The organism is Mycobacterium paraintracellulare (assembly GCF_000276825.1).
GTDB classification, from domain to species: domain Bacteria; phylum Actinomycetota; class Actinomycetes; order Mycobacteriales; family Mycobacteriaceae; genus Mycobacterium; species Mycobacterium intracellulare.
On sequence record NC_016948.1, the window covers coordinates 5,299,847 to 5,324,130 of the forward strand.

The window sequence follows — 24,284 nt, forward strand, 5'->3', positions numbered from 1 at the left end:
TAATTTGGGCGCGCATACCTGCGGACGCCCGTGGACCGCGGGGGCAGAATCAACCGTTGATGACCACACGCGAAGACCTTCGGTTCCCGTCCGGCGACGACCTGATCAGCGCCTGGCTCTACCGCCCGCCGGGCGACGGCCCCGCGCCGCTGCTGGTGATGGCCCACGGCCTGGGCGCCGTGCGGAGCATGCGCCTGGACGCCTACGCCGAACGCTTCAGCGCGGCCGGCTACGCGTGCCTGGTGTTCGACTACCGCAACTTCGGCGACAGCGGGGGCCGGCCCCGTCAGGTCCTCGACGTCGGCATGCAGCTCGCCGACTGGGCCGCGGCCGTCGACTACGCGCGCACCCTGCCGGGTGTCGATCCCGACCGAATCGCGTTGTGGGGCACCTCTTTTGCCGGCGGTCACGTGATCGCGACGGCGGCGCGGCTGCCGGGCATCGCCGCGGCCGTCGCCCAGTGCCCCTTCACCGACGGCATCGCGTCCGCGCGCACCATCACCAACCCGCTGATCACCGCGCGCATCACCGCGCGGGCGGTGCGCGACGTGCTCGCGAGCAAGCGGGGCCGGCCACCGGTGATGGTCGCGACGGCGGGGCGGCCCGGCGAGGTCGCGTTGATGAACACGCCCGACGCGTACGAGGGCTACCTGCGGCTGGTGCCCGACGGCGCCGACGTACGCAACGAGGTCGCCGCCCGAATCGCGTTGCAGGTCTTCACCTATCGCCCGGGACGCCTGACACCGAAGATCGATTGCCCGATCCTGTTCTGCGTGTGCGAGGCCGACTCGGTGGCCCCCGCGGCGGCGACGCTGCGCCACGCGGCCAGAGCGCCCCGCGGCGAGGTCAAGCTGTATCCCGAGTGCCATTTCGCGATCTATGTCGACGACGCGTTCGAGCGGGCGGTCGCCGACCAGCTCGCGTTCCTCGACAAGCACCTGCGCGGTTAAGGACCCAGCGGAGACGTCGTGCGGATCGCCTCGTCGCGGATCAGTCCGCGCAGCAGCGCCGTGCTGAACTCCGCCGCGATCTCCTTGGCGGAGCGCCGCCCGCTGGGCCGCAGCCAGCGATAGCTGCCCAGCGTCATGCCGATGTAGCCCAGCGCCAGCACGTGCGAATCGCACTGGTAGAACTCGCCGCTGGCGATCCCGCGGTCGATCAGGCCGTGCACGTGGTGGTAGACCTGCGCTTCCTTCTCGCGGACCTCGGCGACCTGCTCGCTGGTGAACCACTCGGTGATGTAGGGCTGCTCCTGGAAGTACACCGCGGCGCGCTCGGGATCGCTGGCGATGCCGGTCAGCAGCCGGACGGTGTACTGGTAGAGCGCCTCGCGCGCGGTCCAGGACGGGTCGTCATGCACGGCGGCCAGCGTGCCCTCGGCGGCCTGGCGGTAGATGTCGAACAGAATCAGCGACTTGCTGGCGTAATAGTGATAGACGGTCGCCTTGTTCAGGCCGATCACGTCGGCCACGTCGTCCATCCGGGTGCCGTGATAGCCGCGCGCCGCGAACAGCTTGGTGGCGACGGCCAGCAGCTCTTCGCGCCGCGTTTGCCCATTGGGTGTGACGCTGTCGGTGGGCATCTGTTCTCACTATCGTCGGTACGGGCAGGCCAGGCCCGGTTCGGCCAAGAATAACTATCAATCAACTGGTTGGACAGTTTAAGCAAAAACGCCGGGTGTCACGTCGACGGGCATGCGACTAGACTCCTCCTCGAACGAGATTCGAGAGGTGGGACCGATGGATCCGAGCCCGGATTACGACGGAAGCGACGAGATCGAGTTCTTCATGCGGTACCTCACCTGGGGCTTGCGCGGTGTCACCGACGGCAACGGGTACCCGCCGCCGGCCTACCCGCCCGTTTAGCCCCGGCGCGGAGGACCGCAGTCTTTACAGCGCTTTGAGTTCCTCGGCGACCTCGGTCACCGACTTCTTCGCGTCGCCGAACAGCATGCTGGTGCCCTCGCCGTAGAACAGCGGGTTGTCGATTCCCGCGAACCCGGAGTTCATCGATCGCTTCAGCACGATCACCGACTTGGCCTTGTCCACGTTGAGGATCGGCATGCCGTAGATCGGGCTGGACGCGTCGTTGCGGGCCGCCGGGTTGGTGACGTCGTTGGCGCCGATGACGATCGCGACGTCGGTGCGCGCGAACTCGTCGTTGATGTCGTCCATGTCCTTCATGGCGTCGTAGTCGACCTCGGCCTCGGCCAGCAACACGTTCATGTGCCCGGGCATCCGGCCGGCGACCGGGTGGATGGCGTATTTGACCTCCACGCCCTTGTCCTCCAGCAGGGCCGCCATGTCCTTCACCGCGTGCTGCGCCTGCGCGACGGCCAGGCCGTAGCCCGGCACCACGATCACCTGGTTGGCGTAGGCCATCTGGATCGCGGCGTCCGCGGCCGAGGTGGCCTTGACGGTCTTGTCTCCCCCGCCGTCGCCACTGGGGGCCACCCCGCCGCCGCCGAAGCCGCCGGCGACGATCGCGGGGATCGAGCGGTTCATGGCCTTGGCCATCAGGTTGGTCAGGATCGAGCCGGACGCGCCGACGATCATGCCGGCCACGATCATCGCGGTGTTGTTCAGCGCCAGACCGGCGGCCGCGGCAGACAACCCCGTCATCGCGTTGAGCAGCGAGATGACGACCGGCATGTCGGCGCCGCCGATGGGCAGCACCACCATCAGGCCCAGCACGCCGGCCGCGGCCAGCAGCCCGATCATCCACCACAGGGACGCCCCGCCGGTGCCGGGATGGGCGTGCACCCCGACCACCACCGCCGCGGCCACCGCGGCGACCAGCAGCAGCAGGTTGACCGGCTGCTGGGCCCTGCCGAAACCGATCGGTGCGCCCGAGATGATCTCCTGCAGCTTGCCGAACGCGATGATCGATCCCCAGAACGAGATCGAGCCGATGACCGCGGCGAACAACGACGCCACCACGATGTGCACGGTCGGCGACTCACCGTGCTGGAACGCCGAAAAGCCTTGCGTCTCAATGAATTCCGACAGCGCGATCAGCGCGACGGTGCCGCCGCCGACGCCGTTGAAGAACGCCACCAGCTGCGGCATCGCCGTCATCTTGGTGTAGCGCGCCGGCGGGACACCGAGCACCACGCCCACCACCAGGCCGGCGATGATCAGCACCCATTGGTCGGTGTGGCGGATCTTGACCAGCGTCGCGGCCACCGCGATCGCCATGCCCACCGCGGCGATCAGGTTGCCCCGCACCGCGGTTTTGGGCCCGGTCAGGCCCATCAGGCCGTAGATGAACAGGGCGAACGAAATGATGTACAGGCCGATGACCAAGTAGTTCATTTGGCGGCCGGCTCCTCACTCGCGGCGGGCACCGGTTTCTTCTTGCCCTTGAACATGCCCAGCATCCGGTCGGTGACGATGAACCCGCCGATGACGTTCAGGGTGCCGAACACGACGGCCACGAACAGGATGATCTGCACCGCCAGCGAGGGGTGCTCGACCGAGCCGAACACCACAAGCGCGCCCAGCACCACGATGCCGTGGATGGCGTTGGTGCCCGACATCAGCGGCGTGTGCAGCGTGTTGGGCACCTTGGAGATGACCGCGAACCCGACGAACCCGGACAGCACCAGGATCGCCACGTTGGCCAACAGTTCGTCGTACATGTAGTCCTCTCAGTCCCGCGTCACACAGGAGTCCGCGATGACCTCGTCGTCGAAGTCCGGCGCCAGCTTGCCGTCGGTGAGCAGCAAGTCCAGCAAAGCGGTGATGTTCTTGCTGTAGAGCTCGGAGGCGTGCTCGGGCATCGTCGCCGGCAGGTTCAGCGGCGACGCGATGGTGACGTCGTGCTTGACGACCGTCTTGCCGGGTTCGGTGAGCTCGCAGTTGCCGCCGGTCTCGCCGGCCAGGTCCACCACCACGCTGCCGGGCTTCATCGCCTCCACGGCCGCGGCGGTCACCAACCGCGGCGCGGGCCGGCCCGGGACCAGCGCCGTGGTGATCACGACGTCGAAACCGCTGATGGCCTTCTCCAGCGCCTGCTGCTGCTGCGCGCGCTCCTCGTCGGTCAGCTCGCGGGCGTATCCGCCCTCACCGGCCGCGTCGATCCCGATGTCGAGCCACTGCGCGCCCACCGAGCGCACCTGATCGGCCACCTCGGGCCGCACGTCGTAACCGGTGGTGCGGGCACCGAGCCGCTTGGCCGTCGCCAGCGCCTGCAGCCCGGCCACCCCGACCCCGAGCACCAGCACCGTGGCCGGCTTCACCGTTCCGGCGGCCGTCGTCAGCATCGGGAAGAACCGGGTCGCCTCCGAGGCCGCCAGCAGCACCGCCTTGTAGCCGGCCACGTTGCCCTGCGACGACAAGGCGTCCATCGCCTGCGCCCGCGAGATCCGCGGGATGGCCTCCAGCGCGAACGCCTGCACGCCCGCCTGCTTCAAAGCTCCGATCGAGTTCTCGGCGTTGCGCGGCGCCAGGAAGCCGATCAGCGTCTGCCCGCTGTGCAGCTTGCCGACCTCGTCCGCGGTCGGCGGCGCGACCTTGACCACGACGTCGGCGGCCCACGCGTCCCCGATGGTGGCGCCGGCCTCGGTGTAGAGCGCGTCGGGCAGCAGCGCCCGTTCGCCCGCGCCGGACTCGACCACGACCGCCACGCCGCTGCCCACCAGCGACGCCACCGCCTTCGGCACCAGCGCGACCCGCCGCTCGTCGGCCCCGGACTCGGAGACCACTCCTACCGTCGTCTGCGCATCTGTCATGGCGCGTACATCTACTTTCCGTACTCTTACGTACTGTCCGTGCCGATGGGCGTGGCGCTGGCTCGGCCGCGCGCTTCGCTACCTTAACCAGGTTCCGCCATGGATGGGTGATCGGCTCTGGGCCACCCGGGGCGGGATACCCCGCCGACGGGCGATCGACTCCCGGTCGATGGTTCGCCGCCGCATGCCGATGCAGTAGCGGCCACACCGTTGTGAGGTCACAAGGCGTCGTTGTTGCGCGCCGCTACCAGAGCGGGATGTCGTGGGCGTGTTCGGACGACGGGCGGGGCCCGAAGATGCGTCGCTGCGATTCGTCGATCGGCACGTCGTTGATGCTGGCTTCGCGGCGGGCCATCAGCCCCGACTCGGCGAACTCCCACAGCTCGTTGCCGTAGCTGCGATACCACTGCCCCGACTGGTCGCGGCACTCGTATTGGAAGCGGACCGCGATGCGGTTGTCGTGGAAGTCCCAAAGAACCTTGCGCAGCGCGTAATCCAGTTCGCGCTGCCACTTGCGGGTCAGGAACGCCACGATCTCGTCGCGGCCCACGATGTGCTCGCCGCGGTTTCGCCACCGCGAATCGACCGTGTACGCCAGGCTGACGCGGTGCGGGTCGCGGGTGTTCCAGGCATCCTCGGCCGCCTGCACCTTCTGCAGCGCGGTCTCCCGCGTGAACGGCGGGAACGGGGGGCGGGATTCGGTCACGCCCCAATCCTGCCGCGAACAGACACCCGAGCACCTCCTCAACGGCGTGTCGCGGTGCTTCTGCGTCTGCTCGCGCCCCCTTGTCGCGCGTGACCTATCGTGACGGGCATGGACTTCGCGATGTCGGCCAAGGCCAGCGACTACCACAAGCGGCTGACCGATTTCATGACCGAGTATGTGTTCCCTGCCGAGGCCGACTACGACAAGTTCCGTCACGAAGCCGGCCCGCGCGACCACACGGTTCCGCCCGTCGTGGAGGAACTGAAGATCAAGGCCAAGCAGCAGGGCCTGTGGAACCTGTTCCTGCCGGCCGAATCGGGCCTGACCAACCTCGAATACGCGCCGCTGGCCGAGATCACCGGCTGGAGCCTGGAGATCGCCCCCGAGGCACTCAACTGCGCGGCACCCGACACCGGCAACATGGAGACGCTGCACCTGTTCGCCACCGAGGAACAGCGCAAGCAGTGGCTGGAGCCGTTGCTGGCCGGCGAGATCCGCAGCGCCTTCTCCATGACGGAGCCGGCCGTGGCCAGCAGCGACGCCCGCAACATCGAGACCTCGATCGTGCGCGACGGCGCCGACTACGTGATCAACGGCCGCAAGTGGTGGACGTCGGGCGCGGCCGACCCGCGCTGCAAGATCCTGATCGTCATGGGCCGCACCAACCCCGACGCCGCGAGCCACCAGCAGCAGTCGATGGTGTTGGTGCCGATGGACACGCCCGGCGTGACGGTGGTGCGCTCCACCCCGGTCTTCGGCTGGCAGGACCAGCACGGCCACTGCGAGATCGTCTACGACAACGTGCGCGTGCCGGCCACCAACCTGCTCGGCGAAGAGGGCGGCGGCTTCGCGATCGCCCAGGCCCGGCTCGGGCCGGGCCGCATCCACCACTGCATGCGCGCCCTCGGCGGGGCCGAGCGCGCCCTGGCCCTGATGTCCGACCGGGCCCAAAAGCGGGTGGCGTTCGGCCGCCCGCTGGCCGAGCAGGGCGTGGTTCGGGAGTCAATTGCCAAGTCCCGCAACGAGATCGACCAGGCACGGCTGCTGTGCGAGAAGGCGGCGTGGACCATCGACCAGCACGGCAACAAGGCCGCGCACCTGCTGGTCTCCCAGATCAAGGCGGTGGCCCCGCAGGTGGCCTGCGACGTCATCGACCGCGCCATCCAGGTGCACGGGGCTGCCGGCGTCAGCGACGACACGGTGCTGGCCCGCCTCTACGGCTGGCACCGCGCCATGCGGATCTTCGACGGCCCGGACGAGGTGCACATGCGAACCATCGCGCGCGCCGAGCTGGGCCGGGAGAAGTCGGCGCTCGCCGCGGCGGTCACCGCGCATGACTGAGGCGTTGCGAGAACTGTCGGGCGCGTGGAACTTTCGTGACGTCTCCGATGGCGCACCGGCGCTCAAACCCGGGCGGCTGTTCCGCTCCGGCGAACTGAGCGGGCTCGACGACGACGGCCGCGCGACGCTGAGCCGGCTGGGCATCACCGACGTCGCCGATCTGCGGGCGGCCCGCGAGGTCGCGCGGCGCGGGCCGGGGCTGGTTCCCGACGGCGTCGAGGTGCACCTGTTGCCCTTCCCCGATCTCGGCGAGCAGGACGCCGGGACCGACGACGCGGCGCCGCACGAACACGCCTTCCAGCGCCTGCTCACCGGCGAGGGCGTCGAGGAATCGGAGCAGTCGGTCAACGAGGCCGCCACCCGCTACATGATCGACGAATACCGCCAATTCCCAACGCGTAACGGGGCGCAGCGGGCGTTGCACCGCGTCATCTCGCTGCTGGCCGACGGGCATTCGGTGCTGACGCACTGCTTCGCCGGTAAGGACCGCACCGGCTTCGTGGTGGCGACCGTGCTGGAGGCGATCGGCATCGACCGCGACACCATCCTGGCCGACTTCCTGCGCAGCAACGACGCCGCGCCCGCCCTGCGGGCGCAGATCTCCGCGATGATCGCGCAGCGCCAGGACGCCGAGCTGACCCCGGAGGTGGTGACCTGGACCGAGGCGCGGCTGTCCGACGGCGTGCTCGGGGTCCGCGAGGTCTACCTGGCCGCCGCGCGCCAAACCATCGACGAGGAATTCGGGTCGCTGGACGCCTACTTGCGCGCCGCGAGCGTCAGCGAGTCAGACGTGGAGCGCCTGCGCGAGGCGCTGCTCGCCTGACCCGCCGACCACTCGGGAAGGCCGGGCTCAGCCCAGCTTGAAGCTGGCCTGCTGGGCGGCGGACAGGTCGGTGATCTGGCCCCACTTGGCGGCGATGTCCTCGACCGACGGCACGCTGTCGAAGGTGATGCCGTCGTTCTGGAACAGCGCGGTGCGCTGCACCTTGCCGCCGCCGACGATGAACACCGAGTCGGTGTCGGTCAGCTCCTCGGTCATCAGGTAGGCCACCACCGGGGCGACGTACTCCGGGGTGAGCTTCTCGAAGACCTCCGGCGGCAGGATGTCCTGCGTCATCCGGGTGGCGGCGATCGGCGCGACCGCGTTGGTCTTGATGTTGTACTTGGCGCCCTCCTGGGCCAGCGTGTTGATCAGCCCGACGAGGCCGAGCTTCGCCGCGCCGTAGTTGGCCTGCCCGAAGTTGCCGAACAGCCCGCTGGTGGAGGTGGCGACGACGACACGGCCGAAGCTCTGCTCACGGAAGTGCGGCCACGCGGCGCGGATGACGTTGTACCCACCGTAGAGGTGCACCTTGAGCACGGCGTCCCAGTTTTCGAAGGACATCTTGTGGAACGTGCCGTCGCGCAGAATGCCCGCGTTGCTGACCACGCCGTCGACCTTGCCGAATTCGTCGAGCGCGGTCTTGACCATGTTCTCGGCGCCCTCGGGCTCGGCGACGCTGTCGTAGTTGGCGACCGCCCGGCCACCGGCGTCCTTGATCTCCTTGACCACCTCGTCGGCCATGTTGTGGCCGGCGCCGGTGCCGTCGCGGGCGCCACCGAGATCGTTGACCACGACGCTGGCGCCCTCCTTGGCGAGGGTCAGGGCGTACTCACGGCCCAGTCCCCCACCGGCTCCGGTGACGATGACGACGCGATCCTGCACTCCGGGCATTAGGTTCCTCTCTGCTGTGAAAAACTTTGTCTAGCAACTGGTTCGGCGAAGCCGGGTCAGAACATCCGGCGGGCCATCTTGAAGGCCCGCTCGGTGTATGGAGGGTAGATGAAGCTCGACAGGTCGGGCCGGGTGGGCTTGGTCAGGACCGCCTTGCGGTGGCTGAACTCGTCGAAGCCCCACTTGCCGTGGTAGGCGCCCATGCCCGACGCGCCGACGCCACCGAAGGGCAGCTTGGCCGTCGACACCTGGAAGGCGACGTGGTTGACCAGCATGCCGCCCGCCGGCACCTCCTTGATCACCCGCTCGCGGGTCTCGCGCCGCTTGGTGAACAGGTACGCCGACAGCGGCTTGGGCCGCGAGTTCACGAAACGTATTGCCTCGTCCAGGTTTTGGACGGTGATCACCGGCAGGACCGGACCGAAGATCTCGTTCCGCATCAGCGGGCCGTCCGGGTCGGGGTCCACCACCACCGCGGGCTGGATGCGCAGCGTCGACGCGTCGCACGCCCCGCCGACCGTGACCGTGCCGTCCTTGCCGGAAAGGTAGCCGCTGATCCGGTCGAACTGCCGCTGGTTGACCACCCGCATGCCGTCCGGCTTGTCGGAGGTGAACTTGGTGATGGCGGCGCCGATCTTGTCGACCAGTTCGTCGCGAATCGTGGCGTCGGCCAACACGTAATCCGGTGCGACGCAAGTCTGTCCGGCGTTGAGCAGCTTCATCCAGGCGATCCGCTTGGCCGCCACCTCCACGTCGGCGTCCGCCGCGACGATCACCGGGCTCTTGCCGCCGAGCTCGAGCGTGCAGGGGGTCAGGTGCGGCGCCGCGCCCTCGTAGACCTTGCGGCCGATCTCGGTGCCGCCGGTGAACATCACCCGGTCGAGGCCCTGGGCGATGAGCTCCTGGCTGGTCGCGCCGTCGCCCTCGATGACCGCGATGGCGTCGTTGTCGAGGTACTTGGGCACCAGCTCGGCCATCACGCGCGAGGACGCGGCCGCGATTTCCGACGGCTTGAGGATCACGGTGTTGCCGGCGGCGATCGCCCCGACGGCCGGGCCCAGCGTGAGGTAGAAGGGGTAGTTCCAGGCGCCGATGATCAGCACGGTGCCGTAGGGCTCGTATTCCACCCAGCCGCGGCCGGGCAGCTGCGGCAGCTCCAGCAGTTGATACTTGCGCCGCGTCCACTTGCGCACGCGCTTGGCCGCGTACTTGGCCTCACCGGCGGTGGTGGCGATGTCGGCGATGTAGGCCTCGAAGGGGCTGCGGTCCAGGTCTTCGGCGAGCGCGGCGGCCAGCGCGGCCTCGTTCTCCTCCATCAGCTTCACCAGCTGCAGCAACTGCCGCTTGCGCCAGTCGACGTCGCGGGTGCGTCCGGTGGCGAAGGTCTGACGAAGCCGGGCAACCGTGGCGGCGACGTCGGCCGAGCCGGTCCCGTTCGTGGAGTCCTTGGAGAGCGATGCCTGCGATGCAACCGATTCGGTGGTCATCATTGTCCTTCCCGAGCAGAGTCCCGCCGCGGGGCGGCCGCTCATCGGTGATAACCGCGATACTAACCATCCGGTTGGGAGAGCAGTAGAAAGGATCGGGCCGCGCGGTTACTTGACGCAGGGGACGCTCGAGGCCGTCATCTGGCTGAGGTCGGTCGGCGCCGGGGCGCGGTCGCCGCTGCCGGTGGCGGCGACCGCACTCACCTGCCCGGACGACGGCGCGTCGCCGGCCGCGCCGGGTTGGGCTTCGGAATGGGAGAGGTAGTCCGCCGCGGGAAACCGCGTTCCCACGGTCAGCCGGACGGTTCCGGAGGCCACCGAGGGATCCGCGGTCGCCGGCACGTGCAGTTGCCCGGACAGGACCTGCGCGCCCGCGTCGGCGCCGGGACCGTATTCGATCGTGCTGTCGTCGGCCGCGGCGGCGGCGGTCGTGGCGCTGCCCCGGGTGAAGCCCCGGCCGGTGAGGGCCTCCTCGAGCGCGGCCGCGAGTCCGTCGCGCGAGCTGGCGTTGACGACGTCGAGGATGACGGGTTCGGTCAGCGCGGGCGGTGACTGGGCCGCCGGCGACGCGGCGTCGAGCGCGGCCGGCGCGTCGGACATGAAGCGCTCGTTGACGATGCGCCGGATCGCAGCGAGATCGACGAGGTTGATGTCGGAGCCGTTCGCGTCCTTGCCGAAGCCGGAGATCGGCAGGGTGTACAGCGACAGCGGCCGCCCGGTCAGCCGAGAGGCCCGCGCGGCGAACTGCCCGAGGTCGAGCCCGGCGTCGACGGCGACGTTGTCCCGGGCGACCTCGAGCATTTTGCGCAGCCCGCTCACGCTGGACAGCGCGCCGCCGCTGCGGGCCGCCTCGACCAACGACACCAGGAACGCCTGCTGGCGCCGCGTCCGATCGAAATCGGTGAACGAGCCGTCGTTTTCGTCGCGCCGCTGCCGCACGAAGGCCATCGCCTCCGCCGCATCGATGCGCTGTACACCCTGATGGAAGTCCGCGCCCGAGTAGCTGTCACGCGTATCGCCGTTGAGGCACACCGTGATTGGCTCCACCGCCTTGGCGATCTGGTAGAAGGCGCCCAACGTGACCTCGACGAAGTGGTCGACCGAGATACCCAAAAAGTCGCTGACGGCGCTGATTTCGGCCTTGCGGCCGGCCTCGCGGGCGGTTTGCTCGCGGGCCGCCAGATCGGTCGACCCCGCGCCGCCCGAGTCCCCGGCGGCCTGCGTGTTCAACGATTGCTGATAGGCCAGGCCGTACGCCTGCTTGATCTTGCCCGTGCACACCGAGCCGGGGCAGCCCGGCAGCTCGGCGTAGTCGTCGCGGGGAATCGACACCGCGGTGACGGGACCGTCACGGTCCGAAATGTGCACGACGATAAGGACATTGGCGTTGTAGCCGCCCGAGGTTTCGTCGCCGGCGTGCAGCGCGTCGTAAACCTCCTGCGGTAGCGGCCGACCGTTCTGGTCCAACCGGCTGTCCAGGCCCATCAGCAGGATGTTCTGGTTGTCGCCGAGCGAGGCGGCCCCATTCGGCAGCGCGTGGGAGATGATGATCCGGCCCAGGGCGGTGTGGTAACCCGTCCAGCCGATTCCGGTGATGGCCATGACGAAGGCCGAAGCGATGCCGGCGACGAGCCGGCCCTTCAACAGCACCCAGCGGTGTGATCGCTGCGCCGCGCCGCCGCCCATAATGAGTCATCATTATGGGCGATGACCTGCCGAAACGGCGGTAACCGCGCCGTTACAGGCGCTCGGCGATCACGAAGTCGGAGAAGGCGTCCTTGTCCTGGTCCAGCTCGAAACTCTGCACCCCGCGGTTCAGGCGGTGCATCTCATCGATCGAGTTCTGCGCCGTCGCGCGCCAGCCGTGGTCGTTGAGCCAGTCGGCGAGGTTCGCGCGGTGCTCGTCGCGGTACATCAGCTCGCCGACGTCGATGGTCTCTTCCAGGCCGAGCTGGTCGGCGACCTTCTTGAACCGTTCCCGCATCTGCTGGCGCCGCTCCTCGGCGTGCATCGGTGCGGTTTCGGCGGAGACCCGGCTGCCGGCCGGACTCAGCTCGCCGATCTGCGTGAACAGCTTGTCCTGCGCCTCGGCGGGCAGGTACATCAGCAGTCCCTCGGCCAGCCAGGCGGTCGGCCGGGTCGGGTCGAAACCCGCGGCGCGCAGCGCGGCCGGCCAGTCTTCGCGCAGGTCGATCGCCACCTCGCGGCGATCGGCGGACGGCGTCACGCCGCTTTCGGCCAGCGTGGTGGTCTTGTAGTCCAGCACCTGGGGCTGGTCGATCTCGTACACCGTGGTGCCGGCCGGCCAGTCGAGGCGGTAGGCCCGCGAGTCCAGCCCCGACGCGAGGATCACCACCTGCCGGATCCCGGTGGCGACGGCGTCGGCGAAGTACTCGTCGAAGAAGTGGGTCCGCACCGCCTGGTAGCCGCGCATGTGCTGGATCCGGGCGGCGGATTCCTCATCGATGGCTTCGATCTTGGCCACGACGTCCGGGTCGAGCATGGCTTCCCACAGGACGTCGGCACCGGCGTTGTTGACGAGCAGCCGGGCGTAGGGATCGCGGATCAGCGCGTCGGGCTGCTCGGTCTCGATGGCCCGGGCGGCGGCCACCATGACCGCGGTGGTGCCGACGCTGCTCTTGATGTCCCAGGTGTCGTCGTGGGTGCGCAGTGAGCTCATGCATTAACTCCTTGGGTCTTGGGCAGGCGAAGGTCAAAAGGTGGTTTCGCCGAGGCGCGCCCGCAGCAACGTGCTGCGCACCGCCTCGTCGGAAAGGTCGTCGGGCACCGGGCGGCCGAGTCGGGCCATCTCCTCGCGGTTGTCCACGGCGTGCACGTGCCAGCCGTGGTCGGAAAGCCATGCGGCGGCGTCCGAGCGGTCCGGCTCGTGGTAGGTCAGCGCCTGGACGTTGACGTCCAGGCCGAGCCGCTCGCGCATCCGCAACCAGCGCTGCGAGTTGCTCCGCGAGTTGATGCCGAACACCTCGATCGCGACCTGGCTGCCGGGCGCGCTGAGCGCGGTCAACATCTCGAACAGCCGGTCCTGGGCATCGCTGGGCAGGTACGGCAGCAGCCCCTCGGCCAGCCAGGCGGTCGGCTGCGTGCGGTCGAATCCCGCGGCGGCCAACGCGGTCGGCCAATCCTCGCGCAGGTCCGCCGGGACGGGATGGCGGATCGCGGTGGGCACGGCGCCGTGCTGCTGCAGGATGCCCGACTTGTACTGCAGCACCTTGGGCTGGTCGATCTCGTAGACGGTGGTGCCGGTGGGCCAGTCCAGCCGGTAGGCCCTCGAGTCCAGGCCCGCGGCCAGAATCACCGCCTGCCGGATTCCGGAACGCACTGCGCCGTCGAAGTATTCGTCGAAGAAGTGGGTGCGCACGGCCTGGTAGTCGATGCCGGTTCGGTGCGCGCGCCGCCCGTGCTGATCGTCGGCGAGCCAGGACAGCTCCGGGTCCGCCAGCCGCGCCCACGCCGGGCCGGCCGACGACACCAGCAGGCGGGCGAACTCGTCACGAATCAGCGGGTCGGCGCCGGCGGTCTCCGCCGCGCGCGACGCGGCGACGCCCAGCGCGGTGGCGCCGACGAGTTCGGTGATGGACCAGCTGTCGCCGGCAGACCGCACGGAAGGCGGTGTCGAGGCATCCAGGTCAGTCATATCCCGACCATGGTACCGGGATAAGTTAGTTAGCCTATACGCTTTGTGCGCAACTTCACTGCGCCGCCCGGCGGGCTAGGCCCCCGGACGCCAGAGCGCGCCCTCCAGCAGCTGGCGCAGCATTCCGGTGACGGCCAGCATCTGCTGGTAGCTCTCGACGTAGCCCGAGTACAGGCCCACCCCGCAGATGATGACGAGCAGGGTTTCGACCAGTGCCGACGCATCGACGTCCGCCGCGAGCTCACCGTTTTCGATCGCGTCGTTGACGGCGCGCAACAGGAACTCGCGGCACACGCGCACCGACGAGTTGTCGGTTCCGGTCAAATCCGGATGGCGCTGGGACTCGAGTACGCCGCTGATTAAAAACGCCGATCCGGCGGGATTTTCCGAATTAGCCCTAACGGCCACGGAGATGAAGGCCGTCAGCCGCGCGACCAGCCCGGTTTCGGCGTCCGCCTCTTTGATACCGGCCGCAATGACGAATTCGTTGGTGTCCTCCAGAACTTCCCGATACAACGCTCGCTTGCTCGAAAAGTAATGGTTGATCGCCGGGCGGGTCAGGTCGGCACGGGAGGCGATGGCCTGGAACGTCGCGCCGTCGTAGCCGCGTTCGCTGAACACCAAACGAGCAGCTTGGATGATTCGTTTCCGGGTCTCGTCCGCCTTCGCCGCAGGCGGACGGCCCGGCCTGCGAGTCCCCCGTGGAAGCATTGCTAGAGTGTGCCACCGCCATGGTGGGGCATTAGTGCATTTGGCGGAATAGCGCCAAATTTTCCGGCTTGATAGTCCTCGAGCGCCTCGATCAATTCCGCGCGAGTGTTCATCACGAAAGGCCCGTAGTGGAATACCGGCTCGCGAATGGGCCGCCCACCTAGAAGCAGGACATCAATGGCGGTCGCGTCGCCCGAATCCCGAGCTCGCTCCGCCCCGACGGTGATCCGGTCGCCTGGGCCCAGGACCGCCAGCTGCCCCTGGTGGATCGGGTGGGCGATCGGCCCGACGTACCCGCTGCCCGACAGCACGTACACGAGCGCGTTGAAGTCGCGCCGCCAGGGGATGTTGAGCCGGGCGCCGTTCTCGACCGTCGCGTGCGCGAGCGTGACCGGCGTGTGCGTGACCCCGGGCCCCCGGTGGCCGTCGATCTCGCCCGCGATGATGCGGATCAGCGCCCCGCCGTCGTCGGACGCGACCAATGCGGCGTCACCACCCTCGATGGCCTGGTAGCGCGGCGGCGCGAACTTGTCCTTTTTCGGCAGGTTCACCCAGAGCTGGACGCCGTGGAACAGGCCGCCGCTGTCGACGAGTTCGGCCGGCGGCGTCTCGATGTGCAGGATGCCCGAGCCGGCGGTCATCCACTGGGTCGCTCCGTCGGTGATCAGCCCCCCACCGCCGTGGGAGTCCTGGTGCGCGAATTTCCCGTCGAGCATGTAGGTCACCGTTTCGAAGCCGCGGTGCGGGTGCCAGTCGGTGCCCCTGGGTTCGCCGGGCTGGTAGTTCACCTCGCCCATCTGGTCCATGTGGACGAAGGGATCCAGGGCGGCGCTACCGACCCCGGCGAAGGCGCGCACGACCGGGAACCCCTCACCCTCGTACCCGCGCGGGCCGGTGGTGATCGATCGCACCGGCCGCTCGGTGTCGGCGGGGCCGGGGCCGCGGACGCGCGGCAATGTCAGTGGGTTGGCCGTAACTGCAGGCATTTGACCTCCTCGTAGAGCGGACTACCCGGTATAACCGGACTAGGGTCCACTTATTCCGGGCGGTCGGCACCTTCGTGGCGGCCAAGCCGACGCGCCATCGCCCCGGCATCGATTTGCCGGGGCGATGGCGCGAAGTGTGCGACTGAGGGTGTCAGGATTTGCTGCGCGCACTCTTGGCGGCGGACTTCTCGGTGCTCTTGCCCGCGTGGGCGAGCTGACCGCCGGCGCTTTCCAGGTGCGCCCGGACGAACCACTGGAACTTCTCCAGCTGGCCCGCCTGGCCGATCAGCAGGTCCTGGGTCACCGGGTCGAGTTCGTCGGTCTCGTCGATGTATTGGCGGATGTCCTCGATCACGCCGTTGTAGACGAGGTCCAGCGCGGCCAAGTGGGCCTGGACGGTGTCGCGGCCCACCGAATAGTCGTCCCACGAGCGGTCCTTGATGATGGCACCCGGCGTGCCCTGCGGCGAAGAGCCCAGGGCGGCAATGCGTTCGGCGACATCGTCGGCGAAGCCACGCACGGCCTCCACCTGCGGGTCGATCATCTCGTGCACGCCGATGAAGTTCGGGCCGACCACGTTCCAGTGAATGTGCTTGAGCGTCAGGTGAAGATCGTTGTAGGTGCTCAACTGTTTTTGCAGCAGTTCGGTGAGCCGCGCCGCCTGCTTGTCGGTCAATCCCGGAATTGTGAACTGAGTCATCGCGTGTTTCCTAGCTTCCTTCCGTGGGGTTCCCACACACTTTCTTGCTCTGCTGGGTACCCGATGGCGACGCCGAAAAACGCGACGGATCACAGTGAGTGGATTTGCTGCACCGGCAGGCGCGGGCCCCGGCGCGGTTCGTAGGCCAATCCGCTGGCCTCGAGCAGCCGGACCACGCGCTGGCGATGTGGCCGCATCGGCTCCAGCAAGTCGAGCATTCCCGCGTCGTCGACGGGCTCACCCAGCAGTGTCCAGCCGATCATCTTGGGGATGTGGTAGTCGCCCACCGATACGGCGTCGGCGTCGCCGAAGGCGCGTTGGGCCGTCTCCGCGGCGGTCCATTCCCCCACGCCCGGCAGGGACGTCAAGGCCGCCCGCGCCTGTGCCGCCGGCCGTGATGTCAGCCGCTCCAGCGACGCGGCGCGCTGCGCGCAGGTCACCACCGTTTGTGCGCGCCTGGGGTCGACGTTGGCGCGATGAAACTCCCACGACGGGATGGTTCGCCACCGCTGCGCCGACGGCGCCACCCGCATGCCCTCGGGGGCGGGCCCCGGCGCCGGTGTCCCGTACTTGGTCACCAGCACGCGCCAGGAGCGGAACGCGTCGGCGCCGGGCACCCGCTGCTCGATGATCGCCGGGATCAGCGCCTCGAGCACCAGCCCGGTGCGGCCCAGCCGCAGGTGCGGAACCCGCCGGTGCGCGGCGGCGACCGTCGGATGCCGCGGCACGAAGTCGGAGGCGTCGTCCTCGAGACCCAGCAGGGCGGGCAGCATTTCGACGAACTCACCCGCGCCGCTCCCCCACGCCACACAGTGCGCGGCGTTGGGGGCCGCGCGGCTGATCCTGGCCGTGACGGGGCCGGTGGGCAGCAGGCTGGTCCGCCAGATCGAGCCGTCGCCGGTCGCGCGGAAGCAGGGATCCGCGGGGCCGCGGCGCAGCGGCGACAACGTGTGCCCGAAGCTGGCGGCCCCGGGGAACACGACCGTGCGCGTGCTTTTCACCTGATGACTCTCCGACCGCTCGATTGACCCTGAACTCCGTCCCCAGTCAGTATTGCGGTGTGATGACGCCCTTCGATGACCCTCAGGGCGAACTGGCCTGGATGTTTTTGCAGAGCATCAGCGACGGCGGCGATCTGGACGAGGGCTTCGCGTTGCTGCGCGACGACTTCACCTTCTGGACGCTCTACACGCGCACCGCATGCGACAAGGACACCTTCCGGCGCGCGGTCGAGCGGCGCAAACAAGACGTCGAGCTGGTCATCGACCTGGTGCGCTGCGTCAACGAGGGAGAGACGGTGGTGGTGGAGGCACAGGCCACCGGCACGACGTCCGACGGCACCTCCTACGACAGCCCGTTCGTGTGCATCTTCGACACCCGCGCCGGGCTGATCGTCTCGATGCGCCTCTACGGCGACACCCGGGCGACGGCGTCCGCCCTCCCCGGATGGGTCCCCTACTGAGCCGAGACGGTGATGTCGGCCTTGTTCGGGTAGAACGCGACGTGCCCGGCGATCGCGGCGACCGCCGGATACGGCTGCTCATAGGTCCAGATCACGTCGTCGACGGTGTCACCGGACGAGGTCGTCACGCTGTAATAGCTGGCGTCGCCCTTGAACGGGCAATACGTGCTGGTGTCGGTGCGGGTGAGCCGATCCTGTTGCACGTCGGCGATCGGAATGTATTGCACCGCAGGGATTGTGGCTTCGCGCAGTTCCAGCGCGGCGGTGGTGTCGGCCACCAGTTCGCCGTTGACGCGGACCTGCACCCTGCCCTGGGTGGGTTCGATGGTGATCGGGTGCCCCGCGTTCGGCTCGAGGACTTGCCGGTGGGCCATGGTCGATACCTCCTACAGACGCCTATTGGGGCTGTAACACCCGGCCGCCGTCAACCCTTCCCGTCCGGCGGGCCGAATGCGTAGCGATGGTACTGGGACATGTTCGCGGCGGCGGGGATCAGCGACATCACCCTTCCCAGGAGTCGGGAGGAGCGTGGCAATCGTGCGAAGGTGTCCGACTCGAACCAGCGCTCGCAGGCCAGCAGCCGCACCGCCGGTACGGCCGCGATGATGTCGTCGGGCCCGTTGATCGCCCACCGCAGCGTGGATCCCGACCGTCGCACCACGGAGTTGAGCCATTGCGACTTGATCCCGAGCCAGTTGAACACGTCGAACTGCAGCTCACCCGAGCCGAACCGGTCGACCACCCGGCGCAGCAACGCGGTGCCGTCCTGCTCGGTCAGGTACATGGTCAGCCCCTCCCCGATCATCAGCGTGGGGCGATCGGTGGGGATTTCGCTCAGCCATGACGGGTCGGTGACCGAGGCGGCGATCACGCGATAGTGCTCGCGGCTCGGGTAGAGCTGGGCGCGCAGCGCCGCGACCTCGGGGTAGTCGACGTCGTACCACTGCACGTCCGGACCCGGCTGCACGCGGAAGAACCGGCTGTCCAGTCCGCAGCCCACGTGCAGGACGACCGAGCGCGGGTGCGCCGCAAGGAATTTGCGCGTCCACTCGTCGAAGTGTGCCGAACGGGTAGTGACCGACGGCGCCCGCCGGGCGGTGATGGTCGTCTTCTTCCAGTCGTAGTCGATGCGATCGACGATCTCCTTCGCGTACCGATCACCCAGGATCGGCTTGTCGAAGTCGGCGTCCAGCGCCTTGGCGTAGAACGTCGCCAGCATGGTCTGGGGAGCCCCGGTGAGATCGACGGACACTCGCTCGGTATTCACCCGCTCGAGGCTAGTCCCACGCCCAGCGCCGCGCCGCGTCCTGAACAGCGGTCGGCGTGGCGTTCAGCGGGGAGTCGCGCTCTTACCCTTGGCATTTCGCATGGCGGCCCAGAATCGGGCCGCCTCGCGGATGGACTCCTCGACCGGGCGTGGCTGCCAACCCAATTCGCGGACGGCCTTGCTGTGGTCGACGGGCGCCTCGGCACGCATCATGCGCACCGACGCGAGGCTGAGCTCGGCGTCCTTGCCGGTGAGCCGGGCTCGCAGGCTGCCCAGGGCGCCGAGGGCGTACAGCACCGGAACGGGGATGGAACGTCGCGGCGGCGGCACGCCGGCCTCGTCGGCCGCGATCCGCACCACCTCGGTCAACGCGATCATTCGCTCGGAGATCAGGTATCGCTCGCCGACGCGGCCGCGCTCGGCGGCCAACAGCATGGCCTCCGCGGCGTCGGTGACGCCGACGACCTCCAATTGGATGCCGTCCATGGTGAAGGGCAACTTGCCGAAGACGGCGCCGGCGATGAACGCGCCGTGCGGGGTGCGGCCCCAGTCGCCGCTGCCGTAGGTCGTCGACACGCACATCGCCACCGCGGGCAGCCCGGATTCGGCCACGTAGCGCATCACCAGGTTCTCGGCCTGGACCCGGGATTGGACGTAGTCCGACAACCCGCGGGTGGCGACGATGTCGTCCTCGGTCGCCACGCGCCCGCGCCGCCGGCCGACCGTCGCGTAGGTGCTGGTGAAGACGAACCGACGCAGGTCGGGTTGCGCGACGGCCACGTCGAGGACGTTGCGCAGCCCCTCGACGTTGGTGCGAAACAGCGGCGAGGTGTCGCGCAGCCAGGCGCGGGTGTCGACGACGCAGTAGTAGACGTCGTCGACCCCGTCCATGGCCTCCCGCAGCACGGCGGTGTCGAACACGTCACCGTGAAACCGGGTGAGCTCGAGGTCGTCGATGGACCGGGTGTTGGCGTTCTCGCGCACCATGGCCCGCACTTCATGGCCCTTGGCGACCAGCTGGCGCGTGACGTGCGAACCCAGGAAGCCGTTGGCGCCGATGACGAGTTTGGGCCTGGCGGTCACTGGGCGCCTCCGTATTGCTCCATGAATTGCGCGCCGGCCTCGTCGAGGGTGCCGAGCTCCTGCGCTTTGCGGCACCACTTCAACGTGGCCTGCACGAAGCGCAGCGGGTTGTAAATGTCTTCCTGCTGACGCCACAGGCCATCACCGGCGTAGGTGATGATCGAGATGTTGGTCGCGCCGATGACCGTGCCGTCACCCGGATCGCGCATCGGGTTGTCGAGTTCCATGATGATGCGCCCGGTGGCCTCGTCGATCACCGACCACAGCGACGGAAACGCGACCATGTGACTGCCGGGGAAGCTGCCCATCGTCCTGCTGATCCACTCGCGGACCTCGTCGCGGCCGTGCATGGTGCCCGCCGCGTGTTCGATGTACAAGACGTCGGGTGTGTAGTGCTGGACCCACGCGTCCCAGTCGTGCGACTGCGCGGCCGCATCGACGGTGGCTTCGAATTGCTCGAACGCGGCGGCCAGTTCGCTACGGGAGAACTTCGGCGTGCTCATGATTTCGCGGCACCATTGCAGCTCATCGGCGGAGTGTAGCCTGGGCCTCACTGTGGCGGGTGAGGAGGACGAGCGATGACCAACCAGAAAGCGATTCTCGCCGGCGGCTGCTTCTGGGGAATGCAGGAACTGATCCGCAAGCAGCCGGGGGTGGTCTCGACCCGGGTCGGCTACACCGGCGGTGACGTCCCCAACGCGACCTACCGCAACCACGGCACCCACGCCGAGGCCATCGAGATCATCTACGACCCGGCGGAAACCGATTACCGGGCGATCCTGGAGTTTTTCTTCCAGATCCACGACCCGACAACGAAAGACCGCCAGGGCAACGACCGCGGCCCCAGTTACCGGTCGGCGATCTTCTACCTGGACGAGGAGCAGAAGCGGATCGCGCTGGACACCATCGCCGATGTCGAGGCGTCCGGCCTGTGGCCCGGCAAGGTGGTGACCGAGGTCAGCCCGGCCGGCGACTTCTGGGAGGCCGAGCCCGAGCACCAGGACTACCTGCAGCGCTATCCGAGCGGATACACCTGCCACTTCATCCGGCCGGGCTGGAAGCTGCCGCATCGGGCCGCCTCCAGCCAGTAGCGGTCCCCGGCGAATTCAGCGCCGGCGCACCGTGATCCGGCCGCCGTCCTTCGGGGTGAACGCCACACCGCGGCAATGCCACCGCTCACCGGGCGCATCCGTGGTCTCGATTGTCAAGTGGCGCAGCACGGTCCGGAGCACGACGTCCATTTCCATGTTGGCGAACGCCGCGCCGACGCAGCGGCGGGTCCCGCCGCCGAACGGGATCCAGGACAGCGCCGACGGTTTGGTGTCGATGAAGCGTTGCGGGTCGAACCGCCGCGGATCGGGGAACACGTCGGGGTTGTCGTGTATCTGCGCGATGCCGACGATGATCGAGTAGCCGCGCGGGATCGCCCATTCGCCGAGCCGGTAGGCCTCGGGGTAGACGTGGCGACCGGCGAAATCGATGACGGTCCTGGCCCGTTGCACCTCGAGGATCGTCGCTTGGCGCAGCTCGTTGCCGCCCTCATCGGCCCCGTCGGCCTCCTCGACCAGCCTCGCCAACAGCTCGGGGTGTCGGCTGATCCGCTCGAATGCCCATGCCAGCGTGGACGCGGTGGTCTCGTGCCCGGCGGCCAGCAGGGCCAGCAGCTCGTCGCCGATGTCCTTGTGCGACATCGCGGAACCGTCGTCGTAGGTGCTGCGCAGCAGCAGTGCCAGCACGTCGGTCCGCTCGGCGAAGTCCGGGTCGGCCCGCTCCGCGGCGATCAGCTTCTCGATGACGATGTCGTATTGGCGCCGCCACTTGTCCAACCTGCCCCACGGGCCGAACCGGGGATAGCGCTTCGGCTTCGGCAGCGCCGCAAGGCGTGAGCCCAGGGTGACCCACGGCGGGATGAGCCTGCGCAGCTCGTCGAGTTCGGCCCCCTCGGCGCCGAACACCGCGCGCAGGATGGCGTTCAGCGTGATCCGCATCATCGGCGGCAACGTCGCGAATGGGCTGCCCTCCGGCCAGCCGGCCATCTCGCGCAGCGTTTCTTCCTCGATGATGCTCTCGTAATTTTTCATGCTCTTGCCGTGAAATGGCGGCGCCAACAGCCGCCGCCTCCGGCGATGGTCGTCGCCCTCGAGTCCGAACACGGAGCCGGGACCGAACAGTCTGCTCAAATTGGGTTGGATGTTGCCGAGTTCGTCTGGGCTGGTGGTGAAGATCTGCTTGGCCAGCTGTGGATCACTGACCATGATGACGCGCCCCCACATCGGCAGCCGCAGCGTGAAGACGTTGCCGTAGCGGCGTGACAGGCGTCGCATCATCATCCGCCGCGACACGGCAAAACCGATGCCCTGCACCAGCTTCGGGCTTCGGACCGCGGGGGGCAGGTGAACCGTGGCCGGCGGGACGGTGGCTAGTTCACTCATGGCGTCATTGCTCCCCACGTCTGCCGGGCCGGAGTTGGTACCGCGATGTACCACGGACCTTTCCGAGTACGGTACTCTGCAGTACCAAAGCTGACAAGGTGCGTTTCGAACCGAAAGGGGGTGCGGGCCGTGACCTCAGCAATGACAGCAACGGATGGCGACCCCGCTCTCGAAGAGGTCGATCCTTTCCGCCTCCGGCTCCTCGACGGCCTGGCCACGTCGATCACCGAACGCGGCTATCGCGCCAGCACAGTCGCCGACGTCGTCCGTTGCGCGCGCACGTCCAAACGCACCTTCTACGACCACTTCGCGGGCAAGGAGGAGTGCTTTCTCGAGTTGCTGGCCGTCGACATCGAGAAACTGGGCGCGAAGATCGCGGCGTCGGTCGATCCCGACGCCGATTGGCACGCGCAGATCCGGCAGGCGGTCGAGGCCTATGTCGGTTACATCGAGGCGCGCCCGGCCATCACGTTGAGCTGGATCCGTGAGTTGCCGTCGCTGGGTGCGGCCGCTCGACCGGTCCAGCGCCGCGGGTTGCAGCTGTTGACCAGCCTGTTGATCGACCTCAGCGCCAGTCCCGGGTTCCGGCGCGCGAAGCTGCCGCCGTTGACCGCGCCCCTGGCCGTGATCCTGTTGGGCGGTCTGCGGGAGCTGACCGCACTTGCGGTCGAAGACGGAACACCGGTCCGAGAAATCGTGGAACCGGCGGTGGATGCGTCCGTAGCCCTGCTCGGTCCGCGGCATTGAGCGCGTCCGGCGCCGTAAATCGAGGTGTCGCAAGCCATCCCGGGCCCGGCCCGGCGGGGCTAGGCTCACCGCAGACCCCGCCCGTTCTGACATGGAGGATTCTGCGATGCGGCTCTCGACTCGAAACCAGCTCCGGGGAAAGATTACCGAGGTCGAACTCGGCACCGTGATGGCCGTGGTGAAGGTGACGCTCGACGGCGGCGATCAGGTCGTCACGTCGTCGGTCACCAGGGACGCCGCGACCGACCTCGGGCTCAAGGTGGGCCAGCCGGCGACCGTGTTCATCAAATCGACCGAAGTCACCATCGGCGTCGACTAGGTGCGCCGAAAAGCCCGCACCCGGTTTACTTTTCGGCGAGGAAGGCCCGGACCCGATCCAGCACGAGATCGGGTCGCTGGTCGACGATCCAATGGCCGACCCCGTCGACCAGTTCGACCTCGAAATCCTTGATGTGGTCGGCATATCCCTCGGTCAGGTCGGCCGTGATCACCGGGTCTTCGGTGCCCGTCAGCCAGCGAACGGGGACGTCGACGCGGGCCCCGTCGTACTCGCCGCGCATCCAGCTCAGCATCTCCCCGGTCTGAAACGACCGGTACCACCGCGACCCCGCCTCGGCGTGGCCGGGCTGCCGCATGCACTCGAGGTACAGCCGCACGTCCTCCTCGGGCAGCGTGTAGCCGCCGCCGACCCATGACCCCAGCAGGCGGAGGAACCGCGGGTTCGACGCGCTGATCACCCGGGGGCCGATGACGGGCAACGAGATTGGGATCTGATACCAGAACCGCCAGACGTTGCGCAGCATCGACGGGGAGCGCTTGACGAACGGCGCCGAGGTGTTTACCCCGAAAAAGCCGGTCACCTTGTCCGGATGGCGCAGCATCATGATGAACGCGGCCGGTCCGCCCCAATCGTGGGCCACCAGCTTGACCGACGCGACGCCCAACCGATCCAGCACCCCGGCCAGGTCGTCGGCCATCTCGTCCTTGCGGTAGCTGGTGCGCGGCGCCGAGCTCCAGCCCGAGCCGCGCAGGTCCGGGCACAACACCCGGTACCCGTCGGCGGCCAGCGGGCCGATGAGCTCGCGCCATTCCCACCAGTTCTGCGGGAAGCCGTGCACCAGCATCACCGCCGGCCCGCTCGCCGGGCCCGCGTCGGCGACGTGGATCGTCACGCCGTTTCCGAGCTCGACGTAGCGGTGTTCGACGCCGTCCAGCGTGGGCATGGTGACCATGTGTTGAGAACGTAGCGGCTCGGAAAGGG

At 68.4% G+C, this 24,284-nt stretch carries 28 protein-coding genes; 8 read left to right on the forward strand and 20 right to left on the reverse strand.

Annotated elements, in window-relative coordinates; genetic code table 11:
* Nucleotides 1–59: 59 nt before the first annotated feature.
* A complete protein-coding gene (locus OCQ_RS24650) occupies nt 60–950 on the forward strand; it encodes an alpha/beta hydrolase (protein ID WP_014386055.1) in 891 nt (296 codons plus the stop codon).
* Here OCQ_RS24650 and OCQ_RS24655 read toward each other — a convergent pair.
* Nucleotides 947–1,582, reverse strand: coding sequence for a TetR/AcrR family transcriptional regulator (locus OCQ_RS24655; protein ID WP_008262031.1), 636 nt, complete (start codon nt 1,580–1,582; stop codon nt 947–949). The genes OCQ_RS24650 and OCQ_RS24655 overlap by 4 nt on opposite strands.
* A gap of 157 nt (nt 1,583–1,739) precedes the next feature.
* On the opposite strand from OCQ_RS24655, the gene OCQ_RS26700 reads away from it, so the two are divergent.
* Nucleotides 1,740–1,865 (forward strand): hypothetical protein, encoded by a 126-nt coding sequence (locus tag OCQ_RS26700; RefSeq protein ID WP_003874194.1) that lies wholly within the window; start codon nt 1,740–1,742, stop codon nt 1,863–1,865.
* Nucleotides 1,866–1,889: 24 nt separating this feature from the next.
* Here OCQ_RS26700 and OCQ_RS24660 read toward each other — a convergent pair whose 3' ends face one another.
* From OCQ_RS24660 to OCQ_RS24675, 4 genes are all read right to left on the reverse strand, one after another.
* Nucleotides 1,890–3,314, reverse strand: coding sequence for an NAD(P)(+) transhydrogenase (Re/Si-specific) subunit beta (locus tag OCQ_RS24660; protein ID WP_009956633.1), 1,425 nt, complete (start codon nt 3,312–3,314; stop codon nt 1,890–1,892).
* Complete coding sequence (locus OCQ_RS24665; RefSeq protein WP_008262035.1) at nt 3,311–3,640, reverse strand: NAD(P) transhydrogenase subunit alpha; 330 nt, start codon at nt 3,638–3,640, stop codon at nt 3,311–3,313. The genes OCQ_RS24660 and OCQ_RS24665 overlap by 4 nt, the downstream gene beginning before the upstream one ends.
* A gap of 9 nt (nt 3,641–3,649) precedes the next feature.
* Nucleotides 3,650–4,732, reverse strand: coding sequence for a Re/Si-specific NAD(P)(+) transhydrogenase subunit alpha (locus tag OCQ_RS24670; RefSeq protein WP_026071122.1), 1,083 nt, complete (start codon nt 4,730–4,732; stop codon nt 3,650–3,652).
* Nucleotides 4,733–4,976: 244 nt separating this feature from the next.
* Nucleotides 4,977–5,438 carry a nuclear transport factor 2 family protein gene (locus OCQ_RS24675; protein WP_014386056.1) on the reverse strand — a complete coding sequence of 154 codons (462 nt, stop codon included), beginning with the start codon at nt 5,436–5,438 and terminating at the stop codon, nt 4,977–4,979.
* A 120-nt stretch (nt 5,439–5,558) separates the two neighbouring features.
* Here OCQ_RS24675 and OCQ_RS24680 point away from each other — a divergent pair, with 120 nt between their 5' ends.
* Nucleotides 5,559–6,779, forward strand: coding sequence for an acyl-CoA dehydrogenase family protein (locus OCQ_RS24680; RefSeq protein WP_009956638.1), 1,221 nt, complete (start codon nt 5,559–5,561; stop codon nt 6,777–6,779).
* Nucleotides 6,772–7,602, forward strand: a complete 831-nt coding sequence (locus OCQ_RS24685) for a tyrosine-protein phosphatase (protein WP_009956639.1) — start codon at nt 6,772–6,774, stop codon at nt 7,600–7,602. The genes OCQ_RS24680 and OCQ_RS24685 overlap by 8 nt, the downstream gene beginning before the upstream one ends.
* Nucleotides 7,603–7,629: 27 nt before the next feature.
* Here the strand turns inward: OCQ_RS24685 and OCQ_RS24690 are convergent, their stop codons facing one another.
* The 9 genes from OCQ_RS24690 to OCQ_RS24730 form a co-directional block, all read right to left on the reverse strand.
* Complete coding sequence (locus OCQ_RS24690; protein ID WP_008262046.1) at nt 7,630–8,493, reverse strand: SDR family oxidoreductase; 864 nt, start codon at nt 8,491–8,493, stop codon at nt 7,630–7,632.
* A gap of 56 nt (nt 8,494–8,549) precedes the next feature.
* A complete protein-coding gene (locus OCQ_RS24695) occupies nt 8,550–9,983 on the reverse strand; it encodes an aldehyde dehydrogenase family protein (RefSeq protein ID WP_009956640.1) in 1,434 nt (477 codons plus the stop codon).
* A gap of 105 nt (nt 9,984–10,088) precedes the next feature.
* On the reverse strand, nt 10,089–11,666 hold the full coding sequence (locus OCQ_RS24700) for an LCP family protein (RefSeq protein ID WP_014386058.1): 1,578 nt from the start codon (nt 11,664–11,666) through the stop codon (nt 10,089–10,091).
* A 52-nt stretch (nt 11,667–11,718) separates the two neighbouring features.
* The gene (locus OCQ_RS24705; protein WP_009956642.1) at nt 11,719–12,660 is read right to left on the reverse strand and encodes a class I SAM-dependent methyltransferase; all 942 of its coding nucleotides are present in this window, start codon (nt 12,658–12,660) and stop codon (nt 11,719–11,721) included.
* A 33-nt stretch (nt 12,661–12,693) separates the two neighbouring features.
* A complete protein-coding gene (locus OCQ_RS24710; protein ID WP_014381484.1) occupies nt 12,694–13,635 on the reverse strand; it encodes a class I SAM-dependent methyltransferase in 942 nt (313 codons plus the stop codon).
* Nucleotides 13,636–13,710: 75 nt separating this feature from the next.
* Nucleotides 13,711–14,346, reverse strand: coding sequence for a TetR/AcrR family transcriptional regulator (locus tag OCQ_RS24715; protein WP_036459905.1), 636 nt, complete (start codon nt 14,344–14,346; stop codon nt 13,711–13,713).
* A 2-nt stretch (nt 14,347–14,348) separates the two neighbouring features.
* Nucleotides 14,349–15,332 carry a pirin family protein gene (locus OCQ_RS24720; RefSeq protein ID WP_014386060.1) on the reverse strand — a complete coding sequence of 328 codons (984 nt, stop codon included), beginning with the start codon at nt 15,330–15,332 and terminating at the stop codon, nt 14,349–14,351.
* Between the two features lie 151 nt (nt 15,333–15,483).
* Nucleotides 15,484–16,032, reverse strand: coding sequence for a Dps family protein (locus tag OCQ_RS24725; RefSeq protein WP_008262065.1), 549 nt, complete (start codon nt 16,030–16,032; stop codon nt 15,484–15,486).
* Between the two features lie 89 nt (nt 16,033–16,121).
* The gene (locus tag OCQ_RS24730) at nt 16,122–17,033 is read right to left on the reverse strand and encodes a DNA-3-methyladenine glycosylase family protein (protein WP_008262067.1); all 912 of its coding nucleotides are present in this window, start codon (nt 17,031–17,033) and stop codon (nt 16,122–16,124) included.
* 62 nt (nt 17,034–17,095) lie between these two features.
* On the opposite strand from OCQ_RS24730, the gene OCQ_RS24735 reads away from it, so the two are divergent.
* Entirely contained in the window at nt 17,096–17,494 is a 399-nt protein-coding gene (locus OCQ_RS24735; protein ID WP_041785304.1) for a nuclear transport factor 2 family protein, read from the forward strand.
* Here OCQ_RS24735 and OCQ_RS24740 read toward each other — a convergent pair.
* From OCQ_RS24740 to OCQ_RS24755, 4 genes are all read right to left on the reverse strand, one after another.
* A complete protein-coding gene (locus tag OCQ_RS24740) occupies nt 17,488–17,868 on the reverse strand; it encodes a DUF427 domain-containing protein (RefSeq protein ID WP_008262071.1) in 381 nt (126 codons plus the stop codon). The genes OCQ_RS24735 and OCQ_RS24740 overlap by 7 nt on opposite strands.
* A gap of 50 nt (nt 17,869–17,918) precedes the next feature.
* On the reverse strand, nt 17,919–18,746 hold the full coding sequence (locus OCQ_RS24745) for a class I SAM-dependent methyltransferase (protein ID WP_014383486.1): 828 nt from the start codon (nt 18,744–18,746) through the stop codon (nt 17,919–17,921).
* Between the two features lie 78 nt (nt 18,747–18,824).
* Entirely contained in the window at nt 18,825–19,844 is a 1,020-nt protein-coding gene (locus OCQ_RS24750) for an NAD-dependent epimerase/dehydratase family protein (RefSeq protein WP_014386062.1), read from the reverse strand.
* A complete protein-coding gene (locus OCQ_RS24755) occupies nt 19,841–20,347 on the reverse strand; it encodes a nuclear transport factor 2 family protein (RefSeq protein WP_009956654.1) in 507 nt (168 codons plus the stop codon). Before OCQ_RS24755 ends, OCQ_RS24750 begins: the two co-directional genes overlap by 4 nt.
* A gap of 75 nt (nt 20,348–20,422) precedes the next feature.
* Between OCQ_RS24755 and msrA the strand changes: the two genes are divergently transcribed.
* Nucleotides 20,423–20,935, forward strand: a complete 513-nt coding sequence (gene msrA, locus OCQ_RS24760; RefSeq protein WP_014386063.1) for a peptide-methionine (S)-S-oxide reductase MsrA — start codon at nt 20,423–20,425, stop codon at nt 20,933–20,935.
* Nucleotides 20,936–20,950: 15 nt separating this feature from the next.
* On the opposite strand, the gene OCQ_RS24765 is transcribed toward msrA, so the two are convergent.
* On the reverse strand, nt 20,951–22,276 hold the full coding sequence (locus OCQ_RS24765) for a cytochrome P450 (protein ID WP_041785307.1): 1,326 nt from the start codon (nt 22,274–22,276) through the stop codon (nt 20,951–20,953).
* A 141-nt stretch (nt 22,277–22,417) separates the two neighbouring features.
* On the opposite strand from OCQ_RS24765, the gene OCQ_RS24770 reads away from it, so the two are divergent.
* Together OCQ_RS24770 and OCQ_RS24775 are read left to right on the forward strand one after the other, a co-directional pair.
* Nucleotides 22,418–23,023: a TetR/AcrR family transcriptional regulator gene (locus OCQ_RS24770; RefSeq protein WP_014386065.1), complete on the forward strand. Its 606-nt coding sequence runs from the start codon at nt 22,418–22,420 to the stop codon at nt 23,021–23,023.
* Between the two features lie 106 nt (nt 23,024–23,129).
* Entirely contained in the window at nt 23,130–23,342 is a 213-nt protein-coding gene (locus OCQ_RS24775; protein ID WP_008262084.1) for a TOBE domain-containing protein, read from the forward strand.
* A 25-nt stretch (nt 23,343–23,367) separates the two neighbouring features.
* Here the strand turns inward: OCQ_RS24775 and OCQ_RS24780 are convergent, their stop codons facing one another.
* Nucleotides 23,368–24,255: an alpha/beta fold hydrolase gene (locus OCQ_RS24780; RefSeq protein WP_008262085.1), complete on the reverse strand. Its 888-nt coding sequence runs from the start codon at nt 24,253–24,255 to the stop codon at nt 23,368–23,370.
* Nucleotides 24,256–24,284: the final 29 nt, after the last annotated feature.